General features: G+C 61.7%; 20 protein-coding genes and 1 riboswitch. Of the genes, 12 read left to right on the top strand and 8 right to left on the bottom strand.

Features of this window, described 5'->3' with window-relative positions:
• Window positions 1-270: 270 nt before the first annotated feature.
• The 3 genes from secDF to D3Y59_RS16735 all read right to left on the bottom strand — a co-directional run bounded on the left by secDF (window position 271) and on the right by D3Y59_RS16735 (window position 6,443).
• Window positions 271-3,276 (bottom strand): protein translocase subunit SecDF, encoded by a 3,006-nt coding sequence (gene secDF / locus D3Y59_RS16745; protein ID WP_119446081.1) that lies wholly within the window; start codon window positions 3,274-3,276, stop codon window positions 271-273.
• Window positions 3,277-3,466: 190 nt separating this feature from the next.
• Complete coding sequence (locus D3Y59_RS16740; RefSeq protein WP_162910859.1) at window positions 3,467-3,811, bottom strand: hypothetical protein; 345 nt, start codon at window positions 3,809-3,811, stop codon at window positions 3,467-3,469.
• A 196-nt stretch (window positions 3,812-4,007) separates the two neighbouring features.
• The gene (locus tag D3Y59_RS16735; RefSeq protein ID WP_119446079.1) at window positions 4,008-6,443 is read right to left on the bottom strand and encodes a TonB-dependent receptor; all 2,436 of its coding nucleotides are present in this window, start codon (window positions 6,441-6,443) and stop codon (window positions 4,008-4,010) included.
• Window positions 6,444-6,560: 117 nt separating this feature from the next.
• Window positions 6,561-6,664: riboswitch (TPP riboswitch) on the bottom strand.
• A 336-nt stretch (window positions 6,665-7,000) separates the two neighbouring features.
• On the opposite strand from D3Y59_RS16735, the gene D3Y59_RS16730 reads away from it, so the two are divergent.
• Window positions 7,001-7,246 (top strand): hypothetical protein, encoded by a 246-nt coding sequence (locus tag D3Y59_RS16730; RefSeq protein ID WP_119446078.1) that lies wholly within the window; start codon window positions 7,001-7,003, stop codon window positions 7,244-7,246.
• 8 nt (window positions 7,247-7,254) lie between these two features.
• Here D3Y59_RS16730 and D3Y59_RS16725 read toward each other — a convergent pair whose 3' ends face one another.
• Genes D3Y59_RS16725 through pnuC form a run of 4 tightly spaced genes read right to left on the bottom strand, consistent with a single transcriptional unit; the run spans window position 7,255 to window position 9,795 of the window.
• Window positions 7,255-7,680, bottom strand: a complete 426-nt coding sequence (locus tag D3Y59_RS16725) for a GNAT family N-acetyltransferase (protein ID WP_119446077.1) — start codon at window positions 7,678-7,680, stop codon at window positions 7,255-7,257.
• Between the two features lies 1 nt (window position 7,681).
• Window positions 7,682-8,569 (bottom strand): aldose 1-epimerase family protein, encoded by an 888-nt coding sequence (locus tag D3Y59_RS16720; protein WP_119446076.1) that lies wholly within the window; start codon window positions 8,567-8,569, stop codon window positions 7,682-7,684.
• A gap of 15 nt (window positions 8,570-8,584) precedes the next feature.
• The gene (locus D3Y59_RS16715; protein ID WP_119446075.1) at window positions 8,585-9,160 is read right to left on the bottom strand and encodes an AAA family ATPase; all 576 of its coding nucleotides are present in this window, start codon (window positions 9,158-9,160) and stop codon (window positions 8,585-8,587) included.
• A complete protein-coding gene (gene pnuC / locus D3Y59_RS16710; RefSeq protein ID WP_119446074.1) occupies window positions 9,160-9,795 on the bottom strand; it encodes a nicotinamide riboside transporter PnuC in 636 nt (211 codons plus the stop codon). The genes D3Y59_RS16715 and pnuC overlap by 1 nt, the downstream gene beginning before the upstream one ends.
• A 137-nt stretch (window positions 9,796-9,932) precedes the next feature.
• Here pnuC and D3Y59_RS16705 point away from each other — a divergent pair, with 137 nt between their 5' ends.
• Window positions 9,933-10,259: a rhodanese-like domain-containing protein gene (locus tag D3Y59_RS16705; RefSeq protein WP_119446527.1), complete on the top strand. Its 327-nt coding sequence runs from the start codon at window positions 9,933-9,935 to the stop codon at window positions 10,257-10,259.
• Between the two features lie 188 nt (window positions 10,260-10,447).
• A complete protein-coding gene (gene hrpB / locus D3Y59_RS16700; protein ID WP_119446073.1) occupies window positions 10,448-12,991 on the top strand; it encodes an ATP-dependent helicase HrpB in 2,544 nt (847 codons plus the stop codon).
• Window positions 12,992-13,005: 14 nt separating this feature from the next.
• Here the strand turns inward: hrpB and D3Y59_RS16695 are convergent, their stop codons facing one another.
• Window positions 13,006-13,845, bottom strand: a complete 840-nt coding sequence (locus D3Y59_RS16695) for an FRG domain-containing protein (protein WP_119446072.1) — start codon at window positions 13,843-13,845, stop codon at window positions 13,006-13,008.
• 230 nt (window positions 13,846-14,075) lie between these two features.
• On the opposite strand from D3Y59_RS16695, the gene D3Y59_RS16690 reads away from it, so the two are divergent.
• The 9 genes from D3Y59_RS16690 (at window position 14,076) to D3Y59_RS16650 (ending at window position 25,256) form a co-directional block, all read left to right on the top strand.
• Window positions 14,076-14,879 carry a DUF2490 domain-containing protein gene (locus D3Y59_RS16690; RefSeq protein ID WP_162910858.1) on the top strand — a complete coding sequence of 268 codons (804 nt, stop codon included), beginning with the start codon at window positions 14,076-14,078 and terminating at the stop codon, window positions 14,877-14,879.
• A 95-nt stretch (window positions 14,880-14,974) separates the two neighbouring features.
• Window positions 14,975-16,453: an IMP dehydrogenase gene (gene guaB / locus D3Y59_RS16685; protein ID WP_119446070.1), complete on the top strand. Its 1,479-nt coding sequence runs from the start codon at window positions 14,975-14,977 to the stop codon at window positions 16,451-16,453.
• 190 nt (window positions 16,454-16,643) lie between these two features.
• Window positions 16,644-18,725: a PP2C family protein-serine/threonine phosphatase gene (locus tag D3Y59_RS16680; RefSeq protein ID WP_119446069.1), complete on the top strand. Its 2,082-nt coding sequence runs from the start codon at window positions 16,644-16,646 to the stop codon at window positions 18,723-18,725.
• A gap of 20 nt (window positions 18,726-18,745) precedes the next feature.
• The gene (locus tag D3Y59_RS16675) at window positions 18,746-19,075 is read left to right on the top strand and encodes an STAS domain-containing protein (protein ID WP_119446068.1); all 330 of its coding nucleotides are present in this window, start codon (window positions 18,746-18,748) and stop codon (window positions 19,073-19,075) included.
• A gap of 21 nt (window positions 19,076-19,096) precedes the next feature.
• A complete protein-coding gene (locus tag D3Y59_RS16670; RefSeq protein ID WP_119446067.1) occupies window positions 19,097-19,507 on the top strand; it encodes an ATP-binding protein in 411 nt (136 codons plus the stop codon).
• Window positions 19,508-19,617: 110 nt separating this feature from the next.
• Window positions 19,618-21,984, top strand: a complete 2,367-nt coding sequence (locus tag D3Y59_RS16665; RefSeq protein WP_119446066.1) for a peptidylprolyl isomerase — start codon at window positions 19,618-19,620, stop codon at window positions 21,982-21,984.
• Window positions 21,985-22,246: 262 nt separating this feature from the next.
• Window positions 22,247-23,617, top strand: coding sequence for a peptidylprolyl isomerase (locus tag D3Y59_RS16660; RefSeq protein ID WP_119446065.1), 1,371 nt, complete (start codon window positions 22,247-22,249; stop codon window positions 23,615-23,617).
• A gap of 110 nt (window positions 23,618-23,727) precedes the next feature.
• The gene (locus D3Y59_RS16655) at window positions 23,728-24,696 is read left to right on the top strand and encodes an AAA family ATPase (protein WP_119446064.1); all 969 of its coding nucleotides are present in this window, start codon (window positions 23,728-23,730) and stop codon (window positions 24,694-24,696) included.
• Window positions 24,697-24,794: 98 nt separating this feature from the next.
• Entirely contained in the window at window positions 24,795-25,256 is a 462-nt protein-coding gene (locus D3Y59_RS16650; RefSeq protein WP_119446063.1) for a hypothetical protein, read from the top strand.
• The last annotated feature ends 49 nt before the right edge of the window (window positions 25,257-25,305 follow it).

Genomic DNA, 25,305 nt, shown 5'->3' with positions numbered 1-25,305 from the left:
GGCCGTAGTACGATTTGCTGCTGCTTGCTCCCTCTACTGTCATCCTGAGGCGCCAGCCGAAGGACCTTATCACGTTGGGACCTCACCCCCGGCCCCCTCTCCCAAAGAGGGGGTGAGTGTTACACTATCCGGCATCAGCACGCGAGATGTCTCAACTTGCCCGAGCCAACGACGACCTAGGCTAGCGAGCAAATCAGAAACCCCCGCCCACAAAAAACAAAGCCCGACCTGCACAGGTCGGGCTTTGTTGCATTAGGCTTAGCCGTAGGATTACTGCACAGCCGTCGAAAGCTTCGGAGCACCTGTTTCCGAGCCTTCGCTCAGTCGGTCTTTCTCCTTGCGGCCGTAGGTGTCGAGGATCAGCGGCGCGGCGATGAACAGCGACGAGTACGTACCGATGATCATACCCACAATCATGGCGAAGGAGAACGAACGCAGCGTTTCGCCGCCGAAGATGTACAGCACCACTACTACCAGCAGTACGGTGGTGGCCGTAATCATCGTGCGCGAGAACGTGCTGTTCAGCGCGGGGTTCACCACTTGGGCAAACGTCAGCTTGGGGTTCTCGTGCAGGTACTCGCGGATACGGTCGTAGATAACCACGGTGTCGTTCATGGAGTAGCCCAGCACCGTAAGCACGGCCGCCACGAACACCTGATCCATTTCGTAGTTCACACCTAGGGCCCGCGCAATGGGGTAGGTAGCAATTACGAACAGCGCGTCGTGGAACAAGGCCACTACTGCCGCCATCGAGTACTGCCACTTTTCGAAGCGGAACAGTACGTACACGAAGATGGCCAACAGCGTGAGGCCCAGGCTCAATACCGAGGTTTTCTTGATGTCGTCGGCAATGGTAGCGCCCACTTTCGAGGTGCTGCGGATTTGCGGGTTGTCGGCACCAAATTCCTTCAAGCCGTTCAGCAACGCTTGCTGCACCTTGTTGTCGGCTTCCGCCGATTCGTCTTCGGCCAAGTAGCCGGTGGTGATGCGCAGGCGGTTGGCCGCACCGTAAGTTTTCACCTCGGTGCCGGCGTTCTGAAAGTCGTCGAGCAGGGCCGAGCGCACTTTGTCGGCGGGTTCTACCTTGCCAAAATCAACGATGTAAGCACGGCCGCCGCGGAAGTCAACCCCGAGGTTGGGGCCGCCTTGCACGGCCATCAGTACAAAGCCGATGATGATGTACACCGTGGAAGCCAAGTAGGCGATTTTGCGCTTGCCTACGATGTCGAAATTAACGCCTTGGAACAGCTTGCGCGACAGGAACGTGGAGAACGTGATGGCAGTGCTTTCCTTGCCCTTAGTGAGCCACTCGATGATGAGGCGCGACACGAACACGGCCGACAGGAACGAGGTGAACACGCCAATACCCAGCGTTACGGCAAAGTTTTGAACCGGACCCGTGCCGAAGAAGCCCAGGATAACGGCAATAATCAGCGTGGTAACGTTCGAGTCGAAGATGGCCGAGAAAGCACGCGAGTAGCCTTTGTTGATGGCATCCTTCACCTGCAGGCCGTGGTTGAGTTCTTCGCGGATGCGTTCGAAGATCAGTACGTTGGCGTCGACCGAAGTACCGATTACGAGCACCATACCGGCAATGCCGGGCAGCGTAAGGGCCGTGCTGAATTGGGCCAGTACGCCCAGAATCAGGAACATGTTGAAGAGCAGCGCGGCATCGGCTACCAAACCGGCGCGGCCGTAGTACACGGCCATGAACAGCATGATAATCACCAGACCCGCCAGCGACGAGTACAAGCCCTGGTTGATAGCCTCTTGGCCCAGCGACGGACCTACTACGGCTTCTTCCACGATGCGCGTGGGGGCGGGCAGTTTACCGGCCTTCAGTACGTTGGCCAAGTCCTGGGCTTCTTCGATGGTGAAGTTGCCCGAGATGCTCGAGTTGCCGCCGGCAATTTCCGACTGCACCACCGGCGCCGAGTACACGTAATCGTCGAGCACGATGGCTACCTGGCGGCCGATGTTGGCAGCCGTGAGGCGCTGCCACTTTTTGGCACCGTTCGGGTTCATCTGCATCGATACCTCGGGGCGGCCGCCCTGGTCGTAGTCCTGGCGGGCATCCGATACCACCTCGCCACCTAGGGGCGCGGTAGCCTCAACCGATTTGCGGATGGCGTTGAGCTGCAGGTACTCCTGGCCTTCGATAACGGTGGGCTTCACATCCCACAGGAACGCGAGGTTCGGGGGCATTACGGCGCGTACTTCGGGCGAGCGAAGCACGGCATTCACGCGGGCCGTGTCGCGGATGTTGGCACCCAGCGCACCGGGCATGGTGAAGAGCTTAGCCAAACCCGAACCGGCTTGCTGCGCCGTTTGGGCCGAGTCGGCGGTAGCGCCGGCGGGCTTCTTCTTGGCCAGCTGGCTGGCCAGCGAGGTGGTGTCGGCGGGCGTTGCAGCGGCGGCCGTGGCAGCCGTATCGTTGGCAGCCGGGGTTGCCGCGGCCGTAGTGGCGGCTTTGCCACCTAGGGCTTCCTTGGCCTTCAGCACTTCGTCGAGCTGCTGCAGGTAGGGCAGGAACTCGTCTTGGCGCCACACTTCCCAGAACTCGAGCTTGGCTTGGCCCTGGAGCAGTTTGCGTACGCGGTCGGGGTTATCCACACCGGGCAATTCAATCTGAATGCGGCCGGTGCCCTTCACGCGCTGAATGTTGGGCTGGTTTACGCCGAACTTATCGACGCGGGTACGCAGGATGCGGAAGGCTCGCTCAATGGCCTCTTCCACTTCGGCGTCGATTACGCGCAGCACTTTATCATCCGCCGAGCTGGCGTCGAGGCCGCGGCTGCGGTTGGTGGTGTTGGCGAAAATGCGGGCCAGCCGGTCGCCGGGCGCCACCTCGCGGAACGACTGCGCGAACAGTGCCGTGAACGAAGTGCTCGGGTTTTGCTTTCGCAGCTCCTGAGCACGGCGCAGGGCTTCGTTGAACTTGGGGTCTTTGGAGTTGCCCGCCATGGCGCGCACAATCTCCACCGGCGATACTTCCAGGGTTACGTGCATGCCACCCTTCAGGTCGAGGCCGAGGCCCAGCTCCGAAGCGCGCACGTCGCGGTACGTGTATTCGGCACCAAGTACGTTGGTTACCGGGGCGCGCCACACCGAGTCGAGGTAACGCTGGCGCTTGGCCTGATCGACCACACCGTTGCGCGAGGCGTAGCGGACGGCATCGTCCTGCACGCGCCTCGACACGAACGTGAAGTAGAGGAAGTAAACGCACAACGCCGACACGATAAGCGTCAGCGTAATGACTAAACCTTTATTACGCATTGAAAAAGGGTAAAATGAATTGCTGTTGTGAGGCTACCGCAGCGCCGCCCTAGGTGCAGGCCGGCGGGGCAGGGTCGCGGACCTAGGGCCCGGCGTATGACTTGCGCAAGCCCACAGGCGGGCTTGCTTTCGATGGGCTCGACCACGAGTGGCAACCGTAGCTGCCTGAGCGAGTCGGCACGCCGGCTACCTAGGGCGCGTGCGGCGACAACGCCACTACGAGCAAGCGCGTGCGAAACCAATCGGGCACGGCGCAGGGCCGTACGGCGGGGGCAGCGGCCCGCTGGGTGGCAATGCGGAGGTGCTGAACTGGAATGGCAGGTTCCCAAGCCTCGGCTACGGGCAGCAGCCAGGGGCCAAGCTGCGCGGTAGCCTCCAGGGTTACCTTCTGCTTCACCACCGTGCCTTTGGGCGACCCGGTTACGCGGGTAGCCGCGGCTTTCATCGGCACCCGGAAGGTGGCCACGGCCTGGTTGTTCAGCCCCACAACCAGCAGCAACGTGGCCGCTAGCAGGCTAAAGCGAAGGCGAGGCAATATGGCGGTGAAAAACAGCACGATAGAAAGCGGGAGCTACAAATATAGTTAATCCCTATGCGTTGGAAAAGGCAACGGCGTATTCAGCAGGGCCAAACAGGCCTTATCGGGCCTACCGTTCCGGGAATCGGCAAAAAACCCGGCGCGGCTACTCGCCACGCCGGGTTGTTCGTTTTCGTAGCTCAGAAAAGGGTGGTTAGAACTTGACGCCCACCGAAGCCAGAAAATTGCGCGTGGCCTGCGGGAAGTACCAGTTAAAGGTTTCGGGGCGGCCGCTGGCGCCTACGTACGTGTAGGTGTAGCCATTGGCCTCGTAGCGGCGGTTCAGCAGGTTGCTGACCAGCAGGCCCAGCTCGATTTCCTTCGCAAACGTGGGCCGAATGCTGTAGCGCACGCGCAAATCCATTACCTGGTATGCATCGAGGCTGCGGCGGCGGTTTTCAGAGTTGTCGAGGTACTGGCGGCTCACGGTTTTGTAGAGCAGCGCCACGCGCAAGCCCGGCAGCGGCTGCCCCTCCAGGATGTGGGCCGACACGGCCGCCGGCGAGTACGAAATGGTGGAGGTACGCCGCTCCCCTACTACCCGGTTAAAGTCGGCATCGTAGCTCACCTCCTGAAAGTTGCGGATGCGGTTGCGGCTTAGCGTAAGCGTGCTGCTCAGGCTGAGCTTGTTGTTGAGGGAGGCAAAGCCCGTTAGCTCCACGCCGGTGCGGTAGCTGCTGGCCACGTTGGTGCGCAAGGGCGTGCCCACGTCGTTCAGCTGGCCGGTGGCTACCAGCTGGTTGCAGTAGTTCATGTAAAAGTAGTTGGCCTCGAAGCGCACGGCCGTGTTGCGGCCCAGCCAATCGGTATTGGGCAACGACACGCGGTAGCCGGCCTCCAGGTCGCCGAGGCGCTCGGGCTTGGCGCTGGTGTCGCCGGCGGGGCGGTCGGTAAAGTCGGAGCGTACGGGCTCGCGCTGGCCCACGGCGTAGCTGGCGTACAGCTGCTGACCTTCGCCGAGGTTGAAGGTGGCGCCGGCTTTGGGGTTGAAGAACGTGTAGCGGGCTTGGGTGGTCACGTCGTTCTGGTCGTCCTCCACGCCCCTGATGCGGTAATCGATGTGGCGCACCTGCACGTCGCCGTACACACCTAGGCGCGGCAATAGCTGCCAGGTAGCGCGGGCGTAGGCGTTGTAATCGGTTTTATCGGCGGTGTTGAAGTAATACCGGTGGCGCATGTTGCCCGTGGAGGCAAACTGCGCCCAAATCACCTCGCCGTAGTGGTCGTTGTCGAAGTGGTTCCAACCGCCGCCCACGGTAGCCTGCAGCCGGTCGTTGTCGGCGGGCTGGTAGTTGAGCGCGAACGTGCCGCCGTAGAAGTAGTTATCGAGCCACTTTTGGTCGATTAGGTTGGTGCGCCGGATGGTGGTGTCGCCGAGCACCACGTTGGGCAGGTTGTACGCCGAAAGGCGCCGGCCCGTGCGGTAGCTTTCGTAATAGCCAAAGCCGCGGGTCAGGTGCAGGGCGGCCCCTAGGTTCCAATCAGGCCCCAGCCCTTGCGAGAGGTGCAGCTGGTAGTGGTTCTGCTGGTAATTGTCGGTTTGGTTGTCGTAGGTGTAGTAGCTGTAGCGGCGGCCTTCCTGCACCACGCGGGCCGCATCGGCCTCCGATAGCTCGCCGTTGTCGAGGTAGGTTTGCAAAAGCGCCCGGTCGCCGGTAAGAGCGGGCTCGGGTACGCCGTTCCAAGCCTGGTAGGTTTTCTCACGACCCGAGAAGGTAATGAACTTCAGCAGGGTGTTTTTCTGCTGATACCCGGCCGCGAAATAGTACGACTTCAGGTCCGACGTGGCGCGGTTCATGTAACCGTCGGTGGCGATGCGCGAGAGGCGTCCGTCGAAGGTGAACTTGCCCGCAATCAGCCCCGTGCCGAACTGCACGTTGTTTTTCCAGGTATTAAAAGAGCCGAAGCTGTTCTGCGTTTCGGCGTAGGCTTCGCGGCGGTTATCAAGGGTGCTGATGTTGATGCTGGCCCCGAAAGCCGCGCTGCCGTTCTGGCTGGTGCCCACGCCGCGCTGCACCTGCAACGAGCTGATCGACGAAGCCAGATCGGGCAGATTCACCAAGAACGAGCCGTGCGACTCCGGGTCGTTCAGCGGCACGCCGTTGATGGTCATGTTAATGCCCGTGTTGCTGGTGCCCCGGATGCGGATATCGGTGTAGCCCACGCCGGCGCCGGCATCGGAGGTAACCACCACCGAGGGCGTTTGGTCAAGCAGGTACGGTATGTCCTGCCCAAAATTGCGCTGCTGCAGCTCCTGCCGGCTTACGTTGGTGTAAGCAGTGGCCGTGCGCTCGTTGGCGCGGGTGGCCGTTACCACGGCCTCGCCGGTAAGCACCGCTTCGGGTTGCAGCGCGGCGCTGAGCTGCTGCGGGGTGGGCTGGCCGGCAATACGACGCACCAGCGGCTGGTAGCCCACAAAGGTGATGCGCAGCTCGTGCACCCCAGCGCCTACGGCTGGTAGGCTAAAGTTGCCATTGGCATCGGTGGTACCTAGGGCGGTACCGTCGAGCAAAACAGTGGCACCGGACAGCGCCTGCCCGTTGCGGGCATCGGTGAGGGTGCCCGACACGGGCGCCTGCGCCCATGCCATGCCAACGGGCAGCCACGCTAGCAGCGCTGCCCCCGGCCAAATCCGAGACGTAAACAAGGTAAGTGGTAAGAAAAAGTGGAACGAGACCAAGCCCCAGGGGTCGGAGCCATGGTGTTACCGTTCGCGGACCGTTTGTTCCCTTCGCCGGTATTAGCCGGATCAGGTTCAATGGGTATCATCTCAGCCAAGCTCGCAACGGCCTGGCACCCCTAAACGCGGGGCAAAGGTAAAAGCTTGCCGCTAGCAACGCAATGCAACGGCCAAGCACACCGCCAGCAAGGCTGGCGCCCTAGGTGCGCGGGCACCGCTAGCCGCGTGGCAGCCCGCGGCTAGCGGTGCCCGCCGAGGCAAGTTTTTTGGGCTTGCGGGGCCGTGCTGAGCGGGTTCGATTAAACAAGCAAAAACCCGACTTAACCGCTTACAGTTAAGTGTATTACTCCTGGCCCCGCGCCGCTGAAAAAAGCTGTGCCCGAGCAAAACCACGCCGGGCTTTGTGCCGTTACCTTCTTCTGCAACAGGCCTGCAACGGCCCGCCCACAACCAGCCCGAATACCGCCATGATCAGCCTCGTATACACGCTCGTGGTCCTCACCCTGTTGGCCTATTTTATGGTGATGCCGCGCCGCACCGCTACCCGCCCGCCTTCGGCCGACAACGACGACGAGGGCGGCGAACCGCTCGACGACGGCCTACCCGACCTCGACTTGCCGCCCGGCATTTCGCGGCCCATCAACGATTGGGAGCCCGACTACAACCGGCGCCCGCACCGCCCCGTGCGGCCCCACAAGCCGGTGTTGCTCTAGGGGAGCACCTAGGCCACAGGCGGCGGCAGCGCGCAGCGCATGCGCACGTAGGCTACTGTGCCCTTGCTGAACGTGCTGCCCTCGGTTACAAACCCAAACTTTTGGTAGAACCCGGTTGCCTCTTGCCGGGCATCGCACCACAGCTCGCTGGCACCTAGGCGCGCTGCCTCGGCCATAAGGTGTCGCAGCAACGCCGAGCCCATGCCCTGCCGCTGCCAATCGGGGTGGGTAGCAAACTTGCGGAAGCGCGCCTCCGGGCCCTGCACAAACAACGACACTACGCTTACCAGCTTGCCATCGTAGTAAGCGCCGAAATGATGCCCCGCGGCATCGTCGGGCACGTGCACGTAGGCCAGCGGCTTATCGGGCCAGAGCACTAGGTGCCGCAGCGGATAGGTATCGGCAGCGCTAATGCGGCGGATATCGGCCGCCATGCTACTGCACCTCGATGGTGTAGCTGGCCTTGAATACCGCGCCCGGGGCCAGCGTGAGGATGCCTTCTTTGTCGCGCAGCTCGGTAGGCGAACCTACTGAGCTGGCAATGCCGTGCCACGGCTCGATGCACACAAACGGCGCGCCGGGGGCCTTGGTCCAGAGCCCTAGGTACGGAAAGCCATCGAACTGCATCTGCACGGCGCGCTCGGAGCGGCGGCTGGCCAGGGCCACGCGCGTGAAATCGTAGTGCTTGAGCACCAGCGCATCTTGGCTGAACAGCTCGTAGGTAAGCGGCAACTCGGTGCCGCTGTCGAGCACGGTTTCGGTTTCGCCGTTCAGCAGGCCGCCTTGCAGCAAATGCCGCTCGAGCTGCACCGCATGATCGAAGCGAAAAACGTAATCCTCGAACGCCTCGCCGCCATCGGGTTGCAACGGGCAGCGGAAGGCTGGGTGCGCGCCAATGCTGAACAGCAACTCCTCGGTGGTGGCGGGGTTGCGCACCTCCCAGCTCACGTGCAGGGTAGTTTCGTGCAGGCGGTAGCCGATGGTCAACTCAAAAGCAAAAGGGTATTGCTGGCGGCTCTGCTCGTCGTCGAGGAGGCGCAGGCGTACGGCCGTAGCCGACTGCTCCACTAGCGCGAAAACACGGTCGCGGGCGAAACCGTGCTGCGGCAGTTTATAGGCTTGCCCTAGGTGGTAATAAGTGTCCTCGGGCAAGCGGCCCACTATCGGAAACAGCACCGGCGCGTGGCGGGCCCACACGGCGGCATCGGCCTGCCACACGTACTCCAGCCCGCCTAGGTCGTGGCGCACAAAGCTGCTGAGCTCGGCGCCGTGCTCGTTGATTGTGACGCGGCAGCGGCTGTTTTCGAGGAAGTAGGCGTTCATAGCGGGCAGGTTAGGTTAAAGGTCGTCGGTGGGAGCTTGCGCAGCGGGTACGTACCCGTGGCTGCGCAACAGCTCGTCAATCAAGAAACACGATTGATCGACGCGGCGCTCGAAGGTGCCGCCGATTTCGGCAAAGTTGGAGAGGCGCTCCGTCAGCTCGCTGCGGTACAGATCGTAGAAATACTGGCGCAGGTGCGGGTGCTCGCGCAAGGGGTCGGGCTCCCAAGGCAAATCGATGCCCAGTAACAGAATGAGGTCGTAGCTGCGGTGCTCGATTTCCTCCAGAATCCAATCGGGGCAGTGGCCGAAGGCGTGCTCGGCCCACACTTTTATCACGAGCAGCTCGGTATCGCAAAACACCACGGGGCGGCGGCAGCGCTCGGCGGCAGCCACGGCCGCATCCTCGGCGGCAAGTTGGCCGCGGGCAATTTCCTCGAGGTCAGTTAGTGTATAGCCTAGGCCCAGCTGCCGCGTTTCGAGGTACTCGCGGGCGTACTCGGGAACCCACGCGGTGTGGTAATGCTCGGCTAGCTTTTGGCTAAGGGTAGTTTTGCCCGTCGATTCGGGTCCGGTTAGCGCGACGCGAAGCATTAGCGGGTGGCAGGGTTAGCGGGTTGCAGTTCGGCAAGCGAGGCTTGGCGCATGAGGCGGCGCCACTCCCAGTAGCCGTAGGCGGCCAGCCCTAGGTACAGCACGTAAAGGCCGCTGGTAGCATGCAGGCTTTTGGCCCAGTACATCGGCACGTATATCAGGTCAACCCCAATCCAGAGCAGCCAGTTTTCGAGGCGCTTGCGCGTAAGCAAGTATTGCGCAACCAAGCTAATGGCCGTGGTAAAGCTGTCGAGGTACGGAAACGAGGCATCGGTGTGCTGGTGCAAGTAGTACCCGAAGCCGCCGGTGTAGGCTGCCGCAGCCAGTGCTAGCCACGGCCACTCGCCCAAAGGCGTATGGGTAACTACCAAGGCCGAGTGGTTTTTGCCGCCGCGCAGCCATTCGTACCACCCGTACAGGCTCATGGCAATGAACACGAACTGCAGGTTGCGGTCGGAGTACAGCTGCGCCCGATGAAACACCACTACGTAGAACGCGCAGCTAACAATAGCTACCGGGAAGTTCCAGATGGTACCAATTGCTGCCAGCGCCACGCAGGCAAGGCCCGTGGCAAAGGCCACCCACTCGATGGGGTTGGTGCCAGCTACGGCCGTCCAGAGTTCAAACCACGACAAAACCTAGGAGCAATAAACCGAGCAGATGAAACCGATTAACAGGTGCCCACAGCCGGGCAGAGGCCAAAACTACGTAGTGTAGGCTACTTTTGTACAAGCAGCCAGGGGTTTCGGTGCCCACGGCCGCAATTATTACCATGTCGTTACCCGAACTCACGCCCGAACAGCTGCGCGACCGAATGGCCGCCGGCGAAACCCTGCACTTGGTAGATGTGCGCCAACCCGAGGAGTACGCCTACTGCCGCATCGAGGGCAGCACGCTTATTCCGCTGGGCGATTTAGCCCGCCGCGCCGACGAGATTGAAGCCGACGAGCCAGTGGTGCTGATTTGCCACCACGGCGTGCGCTCCATGCAAGCCCTGGCCTACCTGCAGCACCGCCACGGGCTCACCAATTTGCTCAACCTGCGCGGCGGCATTCACGCGTGGTCGCTCCGGGTCGATCCGTCGGTACCGGTGTATTAAACGTGTAGCGCTGAGTGCCACTCGGCGCTGGCGCGGCACGCGCCAGTGCGGCAACGCACCGTATATGGCCTAATCAGCACCACCGACCGCGCCCCATGAGCCCGTAACCGCGCAGCCCCGCATGGCCACCTGCGGCGGCCGCGCCGAGTGCCACTCAGCGCTACAGTTTACCCTTCTCCCGTACCCCAGTGCTCCTCCCCAATTTGCCCATTCAGGCGGCGCTGCCCGAGCTTACGGCTGCGCTGCAAGCCCACAACCGCGTAGTATTGCAAGCGCCACCCGGCGCCGGCAAAACTACCTTGGTACCGCTGGCTTTGCTGGAGGCTGATTGGCGGCAGGAGGGAAAGATTCTGATGCTGGAGCCACGGCGCTTAGCCGCCCGGGCAGCCGCAACGCGCATGGCGCAGCTGCTGGGCGAGCCGGTGGGCCAAACCGTGGGATACCGCGTGCGCCTCGAAAACAAAGTATCGGCCCAAACGCGCATTGAGGTTGTAACCGAGGGCATTCTGACGCGCTTGGTGCAAGACGACCCGGCGCTGGAAGGCATTGCTGCCGTGCTCTTCGACGAATTTCACGAGCGCAGCCTACAGGCCGACCTAGGGCTGGCGCTTACGCTCGACGCCCAAAGCGTTTTGCGCCCCGATTTGCGCCTGCTCGTGATGTCGGCTACGCTCGATGCGGCCCGACTCGGCACGTGGTTGCAGGCGCCCGTGGTTAGCAGCGAAGGCCGCATGCACCCCGTGGCCACACACTACCTAAGCCCGCGCCGCGCCGCCGGGTTGCCCAACCGCCCCGCCGAGCGCATGGCCGAGCTTACACCTGCCACCGTGCGCCAGGCCTTGGCCGAGCACGAGGGCGACGTGCTGGTGTTCTTGCCGGGCCTCGCCGACCAACGCCGTGTAAGCGAACGGCTGGAGCCGGCCTTGCCGGCCGAGGTAGACTTGCACGTGCTGCACGGCGAGCTGCCGCTCGATAAGCAGGACGCCGCTCTGCGCCCCGCGCCCGTGGGCCGCCGCAAAGTGGTGCTGGCTACCAGCATTGCCGAAACCAGCCTCACCATTGAGGGGGTGCGCGTAGTGGTTGATGCTGGTTATGCGCGCGTACCCCGGTTTATTCCGCGTACGGGCCTCACCACGCTCGAAACCGTGCCCGTAAGTCAGGCCGCCTCCGACCAGCGCCGCGGCCGCGCCGGGCGCCTGGGTCCCGGCATCTGCTACCGCCTCTGGACGGAAACCGACCACGACCAGCTGCCGGCGCATCTGGCACCCGAAATTCTCACGGCCGACCTCAGCAGCCTTACGCTTGAGCTGGCCTTGTGGGGCGCCACCGATGCAACGGCCCTGCAATGGCTCGATGTACCGCCTGCCCCCGCCCTAGCGCAAGCCCGCGAGTTGCTGGTGCGCCTAGGTGCCCTTACCCCCGCGGGGCAGCCCACCGCCCACGGGCGCGAGTTGGCCCGCCTAGGTTTGCCGCCGCGCTTGGGGCACCTGGTAGTGCGCGGCCGCGAGCTGGGCCACGGCCCTACGGCATGTGCCCTGGCGGCCCTGCTGGCCGAACGCGACGTGCTGCGCGCCACCGATGGCCAACCCGCCCCGCCCGACTTGCGCCTACGCCTCGAAGCCTTACAAACCGGCCGTGCCCCGCTGCCCGGCCTCGTAGCCGATGCCGGCGGTGTGCGCCGCGTGCGCGAAGCCGCGCAGGCCTTGCGCAACCGGGCCGGCGTAAAAGCCGCCGACCTCGAGCCCGACACCGCAGGCCTGTTGGCTGCCCTCGCCTACCCCGACCGCCTGGGTCAGCGCGAAGGCGGCGAGCGGCTGCGGCTGGTTACAGGCCAACGCGTGGCTTTGCCAAGTGAGTTTTTCGCTGCCGACGACACCTTCTTCGCTGCCGCTTACCTCGATGGCACCGCCGCCGCGCCGCGCGCCGCCATGGCTGCCCCGCTAAGCCGGACCGAAGTGGAAGAGCTGTTTGCCGAGCAAATTGAGGAGCAGAGCGAGGTGCGCTTTGATGCCACCACCGGCCGCGTGGTAGCGCGCCGCTTGCGCCGCCTAGGTGCCTTGGTGCTCAGCGAAGCCAACCAGCCCAACCCCGATGCAGAGGCAATTGCCGCAGCGTTGTTCGAAGCACTAAAGGCAGCCGACCTACGCAACCTGAACTGGACGGAAGCAGCCCAGCAACTGCGCGAGCGGCTGACCTTTTTGCACTTGCACTTCCCTGAGGAGTGGCCCGATGTATCGGACGAAGCCTTACTGGCCGACGCCGCCGAGTGGCTGGCTCCGCATTTGGCTGGTTTGCGCAGCCTAGGTGAGGTAGCCCGCCTCGACGTGGCAGAGCTGCTGCTCCAACGCTTGCCCAACGGTTGGGCGCAGCGCCAAGAGCTCGATCGACTGGCGCCTTCGCACCTCGAGGTCCCCAGCGGCTCGCACGTGCGCATCGACTATAGCGAGCCAGCGGCGCCCGTGCTAGCCGTGAAGCTGCAAGAAGTGTTTGGCCTGCTCGATACGCCGCGCATTGCCAACGGACGCGTGCCGCTTACCATGCACCTGCTCTCGCCGGCCCAACGCCCCGTGCAGGTTACCCGCGATTTGCGCAGCTTCTGGCAGTCGGGCTACTTCGAGGTGCGCAAAGACCTGCGCGGCCGCTACCCCAAGCACCCCTGGCCCGACGACCCGCTTACGGCTGTGCCCACCAAGCTCACCAAAAAGCGCTTCGAGCAAAGCAACGGGCAGTAGTTGCTTGGCGCAGCTTAGTAGCCAGGCAGCTTTTTGGTGCGCGGGTCGTGGCTAACGGCGGGGCTGTAATGCCGGTGCAGCCAGCGACTCAGGCCACCTAGGCCCGGAAAAAGCACGCGTTCGGTAATGTTGGCTTGGTCGAGCTTGTCGCGGGTTTCCCACTTCAATCGTGCCGGCAAAATAATCCTGTAGCACAGTTCGGGGTGGTGCTCCAGCCAATTGTCGAGGCAGGCTTGCGGCGTCGACATCAGGGCGAACAAGGCGTACTGATGCACAATGCGCGCGTCGAGCGAAGGCGGCTCCAGAAAAAGCAAAAAGGGCTCTTCGGGCTGCATGTCGGCCAGCTCGCGCAGGTTGCGGCACACGGGCTCCAGCAAATCGGGCGTGAACACGTTGGAGCCCTCGGCCCACAGCGCCTCGCGCAGCGGGGCAGGCATGTACTCGGCCGCCTTTACGTAGTTCAGCCCCCAAATCACTCCGTCTTCGTGGTACGAGTCGAGGTCGTCGGTGGCGAAGTGCAGCGCCACGTAGGGCGAGTACGTCCAGTCGAGCAGGCGCGTAGGCAAACCGTGGTGCTGTGCCACGGCCAACCAATCCCATACCGAGGCCTTATCGGGAATGGTGGTATCGTGGGCATACTTGCGGAAGTTGCGCAGCAGGTGGTGCTCCAGCTCGTGGTAGTTGCCACCTAGGCGCTGCAAGCTGGTGCTGAGGTTGTAGTTGGTGGAGCGCACCCCGCGGTACACAAACGGCGACCGAAACCGCCCGATGCGGCCATCCCAGGTGTCGCGAAACAAGGTGTGCTGCAGCTCTTCCCAGGAGCTGACCACGATGTCATTTTCGGAGTTTTCCACAAGTGCAAGCTAGGAGAAGTGGGTCGGCTCGCTACATACGCAGAAACACTTTTTTCTGCTGAACAGCAATTCGGCTAGCCCAACCCCCACCTCGATGGCAGCCCGCCGACTGCTGCGCTCCACCACGTTGGCCCGGGGGGCGGCAAAAACTTAACACAGCAGGGCGTAACATTCCCGTAACATAAAACGATATTTGATAACCTTCTCTTAACATACCACCCCGCCCACCCGTGTTTACTCGTTTTTGTGCCGCCAATTTGCTGGCCGGCTTGCTACTTGGTTGCGTAGGATTGCACCCCGCCCTGGCGCAGGCGCCCGAAGGCCGCGTGGCCGACAACAACCGGCACTTGTGGCTGGTGTACAACGGCAGCGTGCGGCTTTCGGAGCGATGGGGCGTGGCTACTGAAGCGCAAGTGCGGCGGGCCAGCTTTGGCCGCAACCCGCAGCAAAACCTCGTGCGCGCTGCCCTCGATTACCACGTAACCAAAAACCTGGTGCTCAGCGCGGGCTACGCTTACCAAAAGTCTTTTCCGTACGGCAACTTTCCGGCCGCCGGCCGCTCGCCTGAAAACCGCCTTTACCAGCAAGTAGTGCTGCGCGACACCGACGGCCGCGTGCAAACGCAGCACCGCTACCGCCTCGAGCAGCGCTGGATTCGGCGCCCCAACGATTCGGACTACACCTACTCCAACCGGGCCCGCTACCAGCTCCGGCTGCTGTTGCCCTTGCTGGGCCGCCGGCTGGAGCCTGGCATGCCCTACTTGGTGGCCTCCGACGAACTGTTCATCGGGTTCGGCAACAACGTGCGCAACAACATCTTCGACCAAAACCGCCTCTACGGCGGAGTTGGCTACCAGGCCAGCAAGTTGCTTACCATCGAGGGTGGCTACCTCAATCAATTGGTGCAGCAAAGCAGCGGGCGCGTGTTCGAGCACAACCACACGCTGCAGCTCTCGGTAGTGTTCAATCTCGATTTGCGCCCCGGCACACCCGCCCCCGTGCCCGCCCCGGCCGTGGGCGGCGCCTCGGAGTAGCTTTTGGCGAAGCCGGGTTGCGCAAGCTTGAGAATCCGGAATTCGCCGTAGCTTTGCTTGGCAAAAGGAGTCAACCACGTAACCAGCCTTTTGCTATGGCCGCCGAACCTGCCGCCAAGATTGCCTTCGAGGCGCTGACCTACGACGACGTACTGCTGCTACCTGCCTACTCGGAGGTATTGCCCCGCGACGCCGACACCCGTACCCGCCTCACCCGCCGCATTCAGCTGAACATCCCGTTCATCTCGGCCGCCATGGACACCGTTACCGAAGCCGACTTGGCCATTGCCATGGCGCAGGAGGGCGGCATTGGCATCGTGCACAAAAACATGAGCATTCGGGCGCAGGCCGAGCTGGTGCGCCGCGTAAAGCGCTCCGAAAGCGGCATGGTGCTCGATCCGCTCACGCTCAGCGAGCAGGCTACCTTGGCCGATGCGCAAAAGCTGATGCGCGACAACAAGATTGGTGGCATCCCAATTGTCGACGGCGACCGGCGCTTGCGCGGCATCCTTACCTCGCGCGATATGCGCTTCGAGAAGGATTTTACGCGCTCGGTAACCGCCGTCATGACGCCGGCTGAGCGCCTCATTACCACCCCCGTGGGCACCGACCTGACACAGGCCGAAACCATTTTGCAGAACAACCGCGTGGAGAAGCTACCCGTGGTTGATGCCGACGGGCGTCTGCAGGGCCTCATCACCTACCGCGACATCCGGAAGCGCCGCTCGCGCCCCCGCTCCTGCAAAGACGAGTTTGGCCGCCTGCGCGTAGGTGCCGCCGTGGGCGTAACGCCCGATACACTGGAGCGCGTGAAAGCCTTGGTTGACGCCGGCGTCGACGTAATCAGCATCGACACGGCCCACGGCCACTCCAAAGGCGTGCTGGATATGGTGCGCCGCGTGAAAGAGCAATTCCCAAACCTCGAGCTGATTGCCGGCAACGTGGCCACCGCCGCCGGCGCACGAGCCCTGGCCGATGCCGGCGCCGATGCCGTGAAAGTGGGCGTAGGCCCCGGCTCGATCTGCACTACGCGCATTATTGCCGGCATTGGCGTGCCGCAGCTTTCGGCCGTAATGGAAGCCGTCCGCGGCCTCGAAGGCACCGACGTACCGGTTATTGCCGACGGCGGCATCAAGTTTTCGGGCGATGCGGTGAAAGCACTGGCCGGCGGCGCCTCCTCTATCATGATTGGCTCGATGCTGGCCGGCACCGAGGAAGCGCCCGGCGAGGTCATCATCTACGAAGGCCGCAAGTTTAAAACCTACCGCGGCATGGGCTCGGTAGAGGCCATGGAAGAAGGCTCGAAGGACCGCTACTTCCAGGACGCCGAAGACGACGTAAAAAAGCTCGTGCCCGAGGGCATTGTGGGCCGCGTGCCGTTTAAGGGCGGTGTGGCCGAAGTGCTGTACCAACTGGTGGGCGGCCTGCGCGCCGGCATGGGCTACGTGGGCGCCGCCGATGTGCCCACGCTGCAGCAAGCCCAACTGGTGCGCATTACCGGCGCGGGCCTGCGCGAGTCGCACCCCCACGACGTGCAGATTACCCGCGAAGCGCCCAACTACAGCTCGCGCTAACAACCTCCTAGGTAGTTTCGCGGTTGATACCCTGCGGCAGCCGCCGCCCACCTAGGGCGGCGGCTGCTTCTTGTTGGGCCTGGCCGGCGCAACAACTGTCCGGGTTTTGCAAGGCGTTCGTATCTTGGGCGTCCGTTTGGCGGTGGCTTTGCATCGCCCGGCAACTTGATTTTCTTCTCTCCTCACTTGCATGGTTGCTTTCCGCGAAAAGCTTATTCCGGTTGCATTGCCCCTCGCGGTTCTGAGCTGGTTGGCTTTGTTGGTTTGCATGTTGCTGCGGGCCTACGCGCCAGCCGCATCGCAGTGGGGCACCCCACCCGATTGGCTTATTCTGCTCACGCAAGCGGCGTTTGCGGCCGGGGTGTTTGTGTACGAACGCTCCCGCCCCGATCGGCTGCGCGGGGCCGAGTTTGTGCCCTTGCTTCGGCAATTGCTGCTGGGCCCGGGGCTGCTGGCGGCGGGCGCCGCCGGCCTGCACCTGGCCGAGCGGCTGGTGTTGCCGGCAGGCATGGCGACTAACCCACTGCTCCTAAATACGCTGTACACCATCAACCTAGGGCTGTTTGTGTACTTCCTGGCGCGCACGTGCTACGCGTGGCGTTCCTTGGTTTTCTTCCGGGCGCAACCCAGCACCCGCCGCGAGTGGGAATGGTTTGAGCTGCTATTGGGTGCCACTCTGCTGTTTAGGCTTGTACAAGGCCAAAACCTGCACTGGACGGTTTATCCCATCATGGCCATTTTGGCGGGCTTGGGCGTGTACCTCAGCGCCCACCAGCAATGGGTAGCTTACCTCAACCGCCGCCAAAAGTGGGAGGTTGTATTTCTGCAGGCTGCCGTGTTGGGCGTGATGGCCACGTACCTAGTGTATTTCAGGTACCTGCAGCTGGCCCCCGAACTGGCCGGCCCACTGGCCCAGCACGCGTTTCTGCTCCTGACGAGTTTTTTCGCGGGCTTTTACGCCGTTATGGGCTTGCTCGTAACGCTATTCAACCTGCCCACAGCCGGCGTATTCGAGCAGAAGCGCGAGGAGATTTTGAGCATGCAGCGCCTCGCGCAGCTCATTCAGAAAGGCCAAACCGAGCACGAAGTTTACAATTTGCTTTTCGACTCGGCGGTGCAAACCGTGGAGGCCGACGCCGCTTGGCTTGATTTGTTTGCCGAGGGCGCAAATCCGTTTCTGGAGCACAAGGTGGATGCCACCACCCGCCAAGGCATTTGTCAGCTGCTGACCGATTACAACATCGGCCACATCGAGTACCTCAACAACGATTTGCCGCACAGCGCTGGTTTCCGGGCCCTAGGTCTGGAGTACGGTTCGCTTATTGTGATGCCGCTGCGCTCGAGCAAGCACCACTACGGCACGCTCTACCTGCTGAAGCGTTTCCGCCAGGGCTTCGACCGCGAAAACCTGAGTTTGCTCCAGATCTTCACCAGCCAAACGGTGCTGAGCATCGAAAACCTGCGCCTGCTGGAGCATTCGTTGCAAAACGAGCGCGTAAAGGAGGAGCTGAAAATTGCCAGCTTGGTGCAGGAAGGCCTGATTCCTAAAACCTTGCCGGCCGACAGCTGGTTCGAGATTCGCTGGCACAGCCTGCCGGCCCGCGAGGTGGGCGGCGACTTCTACGACTTCTTGCAGCTCAGCTCGTCGCGCATTGCCATCATCATCGGCGACGTATCGGGCAAGGGCACCACGGCGGCCTTCCACGTGGCGCAGATGAAGGGCATCTTTCACTCGCTGATGCTGCTCGACCGCCCCGAAAAAGGCCAGCCGCTGCAGCCCAGCAAGTTTATGGCCATGGCCAACCAGGCCCTTAGCCACTGCCTCGAGCGCAGTTCGTTTATCACGGCTTCGTTCTACATCATCGACTACAAAGAGCGGGGCTTTGCTTTCGCCCGCGCGGGCCACTGCCACACGCTCTACTACAACGCCATCACCGAGGAGTCTTTTTACTTCCAGACGGAGGGCTTGGGCCTGGGTATTATTCGCGACGCCTCCTACGAGAAGCGCATCAAGAACATGTACTACGACTACAACCCCGGCGACGTGATGGTGATGTACACCGACGGGATTGTGGAAGCCCGCAACGCCGAGGATGAAGAATACGGCGAGGCCCGCTTACGCGAACTGCTCTCTCGCTCGCACTACCTCGAAGCCGAAGAACTAAAGCAGGCCATCATCACCGATCTGGAGCAGTTTAGCCGCGGCTTGCCGCCCTTCGACGACCAGACGCTGCTCGTCATCAAGTTCAAGAACGCTCAACCCATGGCCTAGGTGCCGCGTAGACGTATCCTATGAAAATTGTACAGAACGCAGCCAACGATACCCTAACGCTTGCCCTCGACGGCGAGCTTGACGCCAGCTCCTCCGTGTTGCTCGACAACGAGCTCACCAAGCCCGAAATCCTGAACTTCCGCAAGGTGATGATTGATTGCCAGCGGCTGAACTACATTTCATCAGCCGGGTTGGGCGTGTTCATCTCGCACCTGCAGCGCTTCCAAGACGCGGGCGTACGGCTGGTGTTTTTCAACATGCAGGAGAAGGTGCACAACGTGTTCGAAATCCTAGGTCTGGATTCGCTCATGACGATTGTGCCATCGGAGCAGGAAGCCACTGCCATTTAGCCCTTTAGCGCTATCAAGCTTATGACGCACGCCATCCGCATCAGTTGCAGCCGCCGTAACCTCAAGACGGTGCGCGACTTCGTGGGTGGCGTATTGGCCGCGCACCATTTGTCGGATATTCTGCAAAACCAGATTATTCTGGCCGTCGACGAGATTGTGGCCAACCTCATCATCCACTCGAATTTGGAGGACGAATCCAAGAACCTCGACATTCGGGTGGCCGTCGACAACAACGAGTTTCGGTTTGAGGCCGAAGACGACGGGCAGTCGTTTTCGCCCTCTGCTTACCAAGACCCCGACATTGCCGAGCACATTCGGATTGGCAAGAAGGGCGGCGTTGGCATTGCCCTCGTCAACCGGATTATGGATCAAGTGGAATTCACGACCATCGACAAGCGTAATTTTTGCCGGTTGCGCAAGCGCTTGGCCTGATCTTCAGCTACTCGGCGGCATCCAAAAATTGCTTAACATTGCAACAAGCAGCCGTCCGCAACTCTGGCGCGACCAGGTGGCGGACGGCTTTTTTGTGTTACTTATTTTGTATGCGTAACAACCGCATTCTGCTTTCCGGCGCCGCATTCGCGGCTACGCTTTTGGCCGCTTGCCAAAGCACCAAACCCACAGCTTCCGCCAAACAGCCGGTGCTCATGACGCTGGGCAACCAAGAGGTACCCGCTTCGGAGTTTGCGTACGTGTACCGCAAAAACAACAGCTCGGCCCCAACCGCTGGTTCGCGCGAAAGCGTGCAGGAGTACCTCGACCTGTACACTAATTTTAAGCTGAAGGTGCTGGAGGCCGAGCAACGCGGCCTCGATACCACGCAGGCCTTTAAGCGCGAGCTGGAGGGCTACAAGCAACAGCTGGCCCAGCCCTACCTCACCGAGAAGAGCGTAACCGACCAGCTGGTGCGCGAGGCCTACGAGCACATGCAGAAAGAGGTAAACGCCTCGCACATTCTGGTGCGCATTACGCCCGAAGCCGACCCCAAGGACACCCTGGCTGCTTACCAGCGCATTGCGGCGCTGCGCCAGCGCGTAACCTCCGGCGAGGACTTCGAGAAAGTGGCCCGCGAAGCTTCGGAAGACCCCTCGGCCCGCGAAAACGGCGGCCGCCTAGGTTACTTCACGGCTCTGCAGATGGTGTACCCCTTCGAGGCCGTGGCTTACAAAACACCGGCGGGCCAGGTGTCGCAGCCGGTGCGCACGCGCTTCGGCTACCACATCATCAAGGTAAACGACGTGCGCGCCGCGCAGGGCGAAATTAAGGTGGCGCACCTAATGGTGCGGGCCACGCCGGGCATGCCCAAAGCCGACTCGGTTACGGTAAAGAAAAAAGTAGACGAGCTGTACAGCCGCTTGCGCAAGGGCGAAAACTGGGAAAAGCTGGTTGCGCAGTTCTCGGAAGATGCCGGCTCGGCCTCGAGCGGGGGCGAGCTGCCGCCCTTTGGCACCGGCCGCATGATTCCGTCGTTTGAGGAAGCGGCTTTCCGGCTGCAAAAATCCGGCGATTTGTCGGCACCGGTGCAAACACCCTACGGCTGGCACATTATCCGCCTGATCGAAAAACAATCGGTGCCGACGTTCGAGCAGATGGAAGCCGGCCTCAAGCAGCGCGTAGCCCGCGACTCGCGCTCTGAGCTGAATCGCACGGCTTTCCTGAAGCGCATCCGGACGGAAAACAGCTTTACCGAAGTGCCCGCCGTGCGCGAAGCGCTGCTGGCCCAAGCCGATACCTCGCTTACCAAAGGCACTTTTAAGTCCGATGCCTTTTTAAGCAAAACGGCCGCCGCGCAGCCCGCCAAGGGCAAAAAGGGAAACGCTCTGTTGCCCACGGCCCCGCTGTTTACCATCGGTGCCAAACCCTATACCATTAAGGAGTTCCTGGCGTTTGCCGAGCAGCGCCAGCAGCCGCGCGCCGGCGCCACGCCCCAGCACGCCCTGCAACTGCTCTACGATCAGTACGTCGACCAAAGCCTGCAAGACTACGAGCGCGCCAACCTCGAGACGAAGTACGAAGACTACCGCATGCTCGTGAAAGAGTACCGCGATGGGATTCTGCTGTTTCAGCTGATGGACGAAAAAGTGTGGTCGAAGGCCATTGAAGATACCGTGGGCCTGAAGCAGTACTTCGCTGCCAACCAAGCCAAGTACCAGTGGGAGCCCCGCGTGCAGGCCACGCTCATTAGCGCGGCCACGCCCGAATTACGCGACCAAGCCACCGCGTTTTTCCGTAAGCCTTCCGCTAAAAACCTGGCAGAGGTTTCGATGCCTACCGACCAAGGCATTCCGGCTACGGTAGCTTTCAATGCCAAATCGGCTACCCTTACGGCCGCCGGCACCTCGGCCCTCGAAAGCCTGGCCAACCAAATGCTGACCGATACGACGCTGAGCGTTACGGCCACGGCCTACGCCAAAACCAACGCGGCCATTCCGCTGGCGGCCCAACGTGCTGCCCAGGTACGCACCTACCTTACGGGCAAAGGCGTACCGGCCAAGCGCGTGCTGCCTGGCCAGCAGTTGGGCGGCAAAGAAGCCAACACCGCCGCGGGTGCTACCAGCGTGTTCTTGCGCGGCTACACCCGCAACCCGGCCATCATTGAGCAGCGCCTGAACCGCAGCAACCCGCTGGCGGTGCAAATTCAGCAGCGCGCTTTCCCGAAGGGCGATAACAAAGTGGTGGATGGCGTGGCGCAGCAGCCCGGTACCTACAACGTGCAGCAAGACGGCCGCTACTACGCCGTTGTGGTGGACAAAGTACTGCCCGCTGGCCCCAAAAGCCTGAACGAAGCCCGCGGCCAAGCCACCTCCGACTACCAGAACTACCTGGAGCAGGAGTGGATTAAGGAACTGCGCACCAAGTACCCGGTGAAGGTGAACGAAGCCGAGGTAAACAAACTCGTAACCAAGTAGCAGCTGCCTGCTCTGCTTTGCCAAAACCCTGACCTAGGCTGGCCTAAGTCAGGGTTTTTACTTGCGGCTGGGCATGCAACCCGGGCGGCCCCTAGGTGCCTCTTGCTGCTGGCAACCCGCTAATTCGGGGGCTTTTTGTCCGCTCGGCTATTTATGCTGAAATTTACCGGCCGCGTTTGGCGTTTGCTGAGCGGAGCGGCAGGTGCACCCCCAAGGCAGTAATGCCCGGCAAGCCTGCTCCGTAGCTGCTTTTACATCCGACATGACTCACTTATTTCGATTGGCGGCCGTGGTGCTGCTGGCCTTCCATACCCTAGGTGCCCAGGCGCAAGTACTTGCCGGCCTAACGCGCGCGGGCAAGCCCGTAGCCGACGGCATCCTGGTGAAGGTGGACAACCAGATTGTGCTGCGCTCCGATTTGGAGAACATCTACCTGCAGCAGCAACAGCAGGCCGAGGGCAAGCCTTTGCCGCCCGATTTGCGCTGCCGCATTCTGCAGTCGCTTACCCTCAACAAGCTGCTGCTGGCCAAAGCCGAAACCGACTCGGTAACCGTTACCGACGACCAGGTAAACGGCGAGCTTAACCGCCGCATGAATTACTTCATTCAGCAGATTGGTTCGGAAAAAAAGCTCGAGGAGTACTACAACAAATCCATCCGGCAGCTGAAGGACGAACTGCGCGTGCAGGTACGCGAGCAACTGGTGCAGCAGAAAATGCAAGACCAGATTTCGGGCAAGGTAACCGTAACGCCCCGCGAGGTGCGCCAGTTTTTCAGCAAGATTCCAAAAGACTCGCTCCCGTACTACTCCACCGAAGTAGAAGTGGGCCAGATTGTGAAGTTGGCCAAGCCCGACCAAAAGGCCGAGCAAGCCACGCTGGCCAAAATGAACGATTTGCGGGCTCGCATTTTGGCCGGCGAAGACTTTGCCAAGCTGGCCACGCAGTTTTCCGAGGACCCCATTTCGGCCAAGGACGGCGGCAACCTAGGGTTTTTCAAGCGCAAGGAGCTGGTGCCCGAGTACGAAGCCGCGGCGTTGCGCCTGCAGCCCGGCGGCCTTTCGCCCATCGTAAAATCGCAGTTTGGCTACCACCTCATTCAGCTGATTGAGCGCAAGGGTGACAGCTATAACTCGCGCCACATTCTGATGAAGCCGACCTCGGGCACCGCCGACGTGGACGCCTCCACGGCCGAGCTAAGCAAGCTGCGCACCCGCATTATGCAGGACAGCATCACGTTTGCCAAAGCCGCCAAGGATTTCTCGGAAGACAAGGAATCGGCGGGCAACGGCGGCCTGCTGCAAAACCGCCGCGACGGCAGCTCCTACCTCCCGCTGGATCAGCTCGATCCGGCCATCTTCTTCACCATCGATACCATGAAGGTGGGCAGCATCAGCAAGCCCCTGCCCTACCGCACCGACGATGGCAAGGACGCCGTGCGCATCATCTGGCTGAAATCGAACACGCCCCCGCACCAGGCCAACCTGAAGGACGATTACCAGAAAATTGCCACCGCGGCCCTTACTCAGAAAAAGAACAAAGCCCTGGATGAGTGGTTTCTGCGTAACCGCGGCACCGTGTTCATTGAGGTAGACCCCGAATACGCCGGCTGCAAAGTGCTGGATACTGAGTAGCAAGCGGTTGTCGGTTATCCGTTGTTAGTTGTTGGCTTCAACGCAGCCCGGGTGCGTAGAACCCCGACCATGCTTTACTGACAACTCGCAGCTGACAACGAAAAAGTCTCATGTCGCAGAAATATTCATCGGATAAGGAAGCCGCCGACGCGCTGGCCCAATCGTACCGCACGCTGCGGCAAGAAATCGGGAAGGTGATTGTGGGCCAGGACGACGTGGTGCGCTTGCTGCTCACGGCCGTGTTTGCGCAGGGCCACGCGTTGCTAGTGGGCGTGCCGGGTTTGGCCAAAACACTGCTGGTGCAAACCATCAGCAACGCGCTCGACCTGTCGTTCAACCGCATTCAGTTTACGCCCGACCTGATGCCCTCCGACATTGTGGGCTCGGAAACGCTGAATCAGCAGCGCGAATTTCAGTTTGTCAAGGGCCCAATCTTCGCCAACATTATTCTGGCCGACGAAATCAACCGCACGCCCCCCAAAACGCAGGCGGCGCTGCTCGAGTCGATGCAGGAGTATGCTGTTACGGTGGCGGGCCGCCGCTACCCGCTGCAGCGTCCTTTCTTCGTGCTGGCCACGCAAAACCCCATCGAGCAAGAAGGTACCTACCCGCTGCCCGAGGCCCAGCTCGACCGCTTCATGTTCAACATCACACTCGATTACCCCAGCTACGAGGCCGAGCTGCAGATCGTGAAGAACACCACGGCCGACATAAAGCCCACCGTGCAGAAGATTTTGCACGCCGATGAGATTGAAGCCTTTCAGCACTTGGTGCGCCGCGTGCCCGTAACCGACAACGTGATAGAGTACGCCGTGAGCCTGGTGCACAAAACGCGCCCCAACACCGAGCGGGCCGCCCAGCGGGCCTCCCAACTGCTCGAGTGGGGCGCCGGACCTAGGGCCTCGCAGCACCTTATCCTAGGTGCTAAATGCAATGCGCTGCTCAACGGCAAGTACTCGCCCGATATCGAGGACGTGCGCGCCGTGGCGCCGGCCATTTTGCGCCACCGCGTGGTGCGCAACTTCAAGGCCGAAGCCGAAGGCATCACGGTGGACCAGATTGTAAAAGAACTTTTGTAGGGTTTTGGGGGCTTGGAAGCAAAGGGTCTTGGCTGTTGTTCGGTCGGATTCGGTTGCCAAGCCCCCAAGACCCTCAGCTCCTAAGACCCTGACAACCCATGGAAGTTAAAGGCTACTACGACAGCTTTCCCCGCAACCTGCACATGGTTGACGACGCCCTGCGCGCTGGCCTCGACCTGCGCACCACCGCGCTCCAAACCTCGCTGCCCTTGGAGGTGTACGTGCTCAGCGAAATCCTGAACCAAGGCGGCGCCAGCATCAAGCTTACCGCCGATGGCCTGCAACGCGTAGCCGAGTTCAAGCAGCAGTACGAGGCCAACTTCGACCAAGCCAACGCCATTATGCAGCGCTTTCTCGACGACTGGAAATCGTACATGCCTACGCCCGAAGGCCGCGTGCTAACCAAGGAAATGCTCATTCGCCGCCTAGAGTTTTTCAACGAAGCCGCACGCCAGGTAAACGTGATGCGCACGCAACAATCCCTAGGCAGCCCGGCGCAGTACCGCCACCCGCACCTGCCCGAAGCCGCGCTCATCTCGACGTTGCCGGCGCAGCGGTAAGCCCGTTTCCCGCTGCCATTGCGAGCAAAGCGAAGCAATCGGTCCTGAG

It is taken from the genome of Hymenobacter oligotrophus (assembly GCF_003574965.1).
GTDB lineage: Bacteria > Bacteroidota > Bacteroidia > Cytophagales > Hymenobacteraceae > Solirubrum > Solirubrum oligotrophum.
This window is presented reverse-complemented; position numbering and strand designations above follow the sequence as displayed.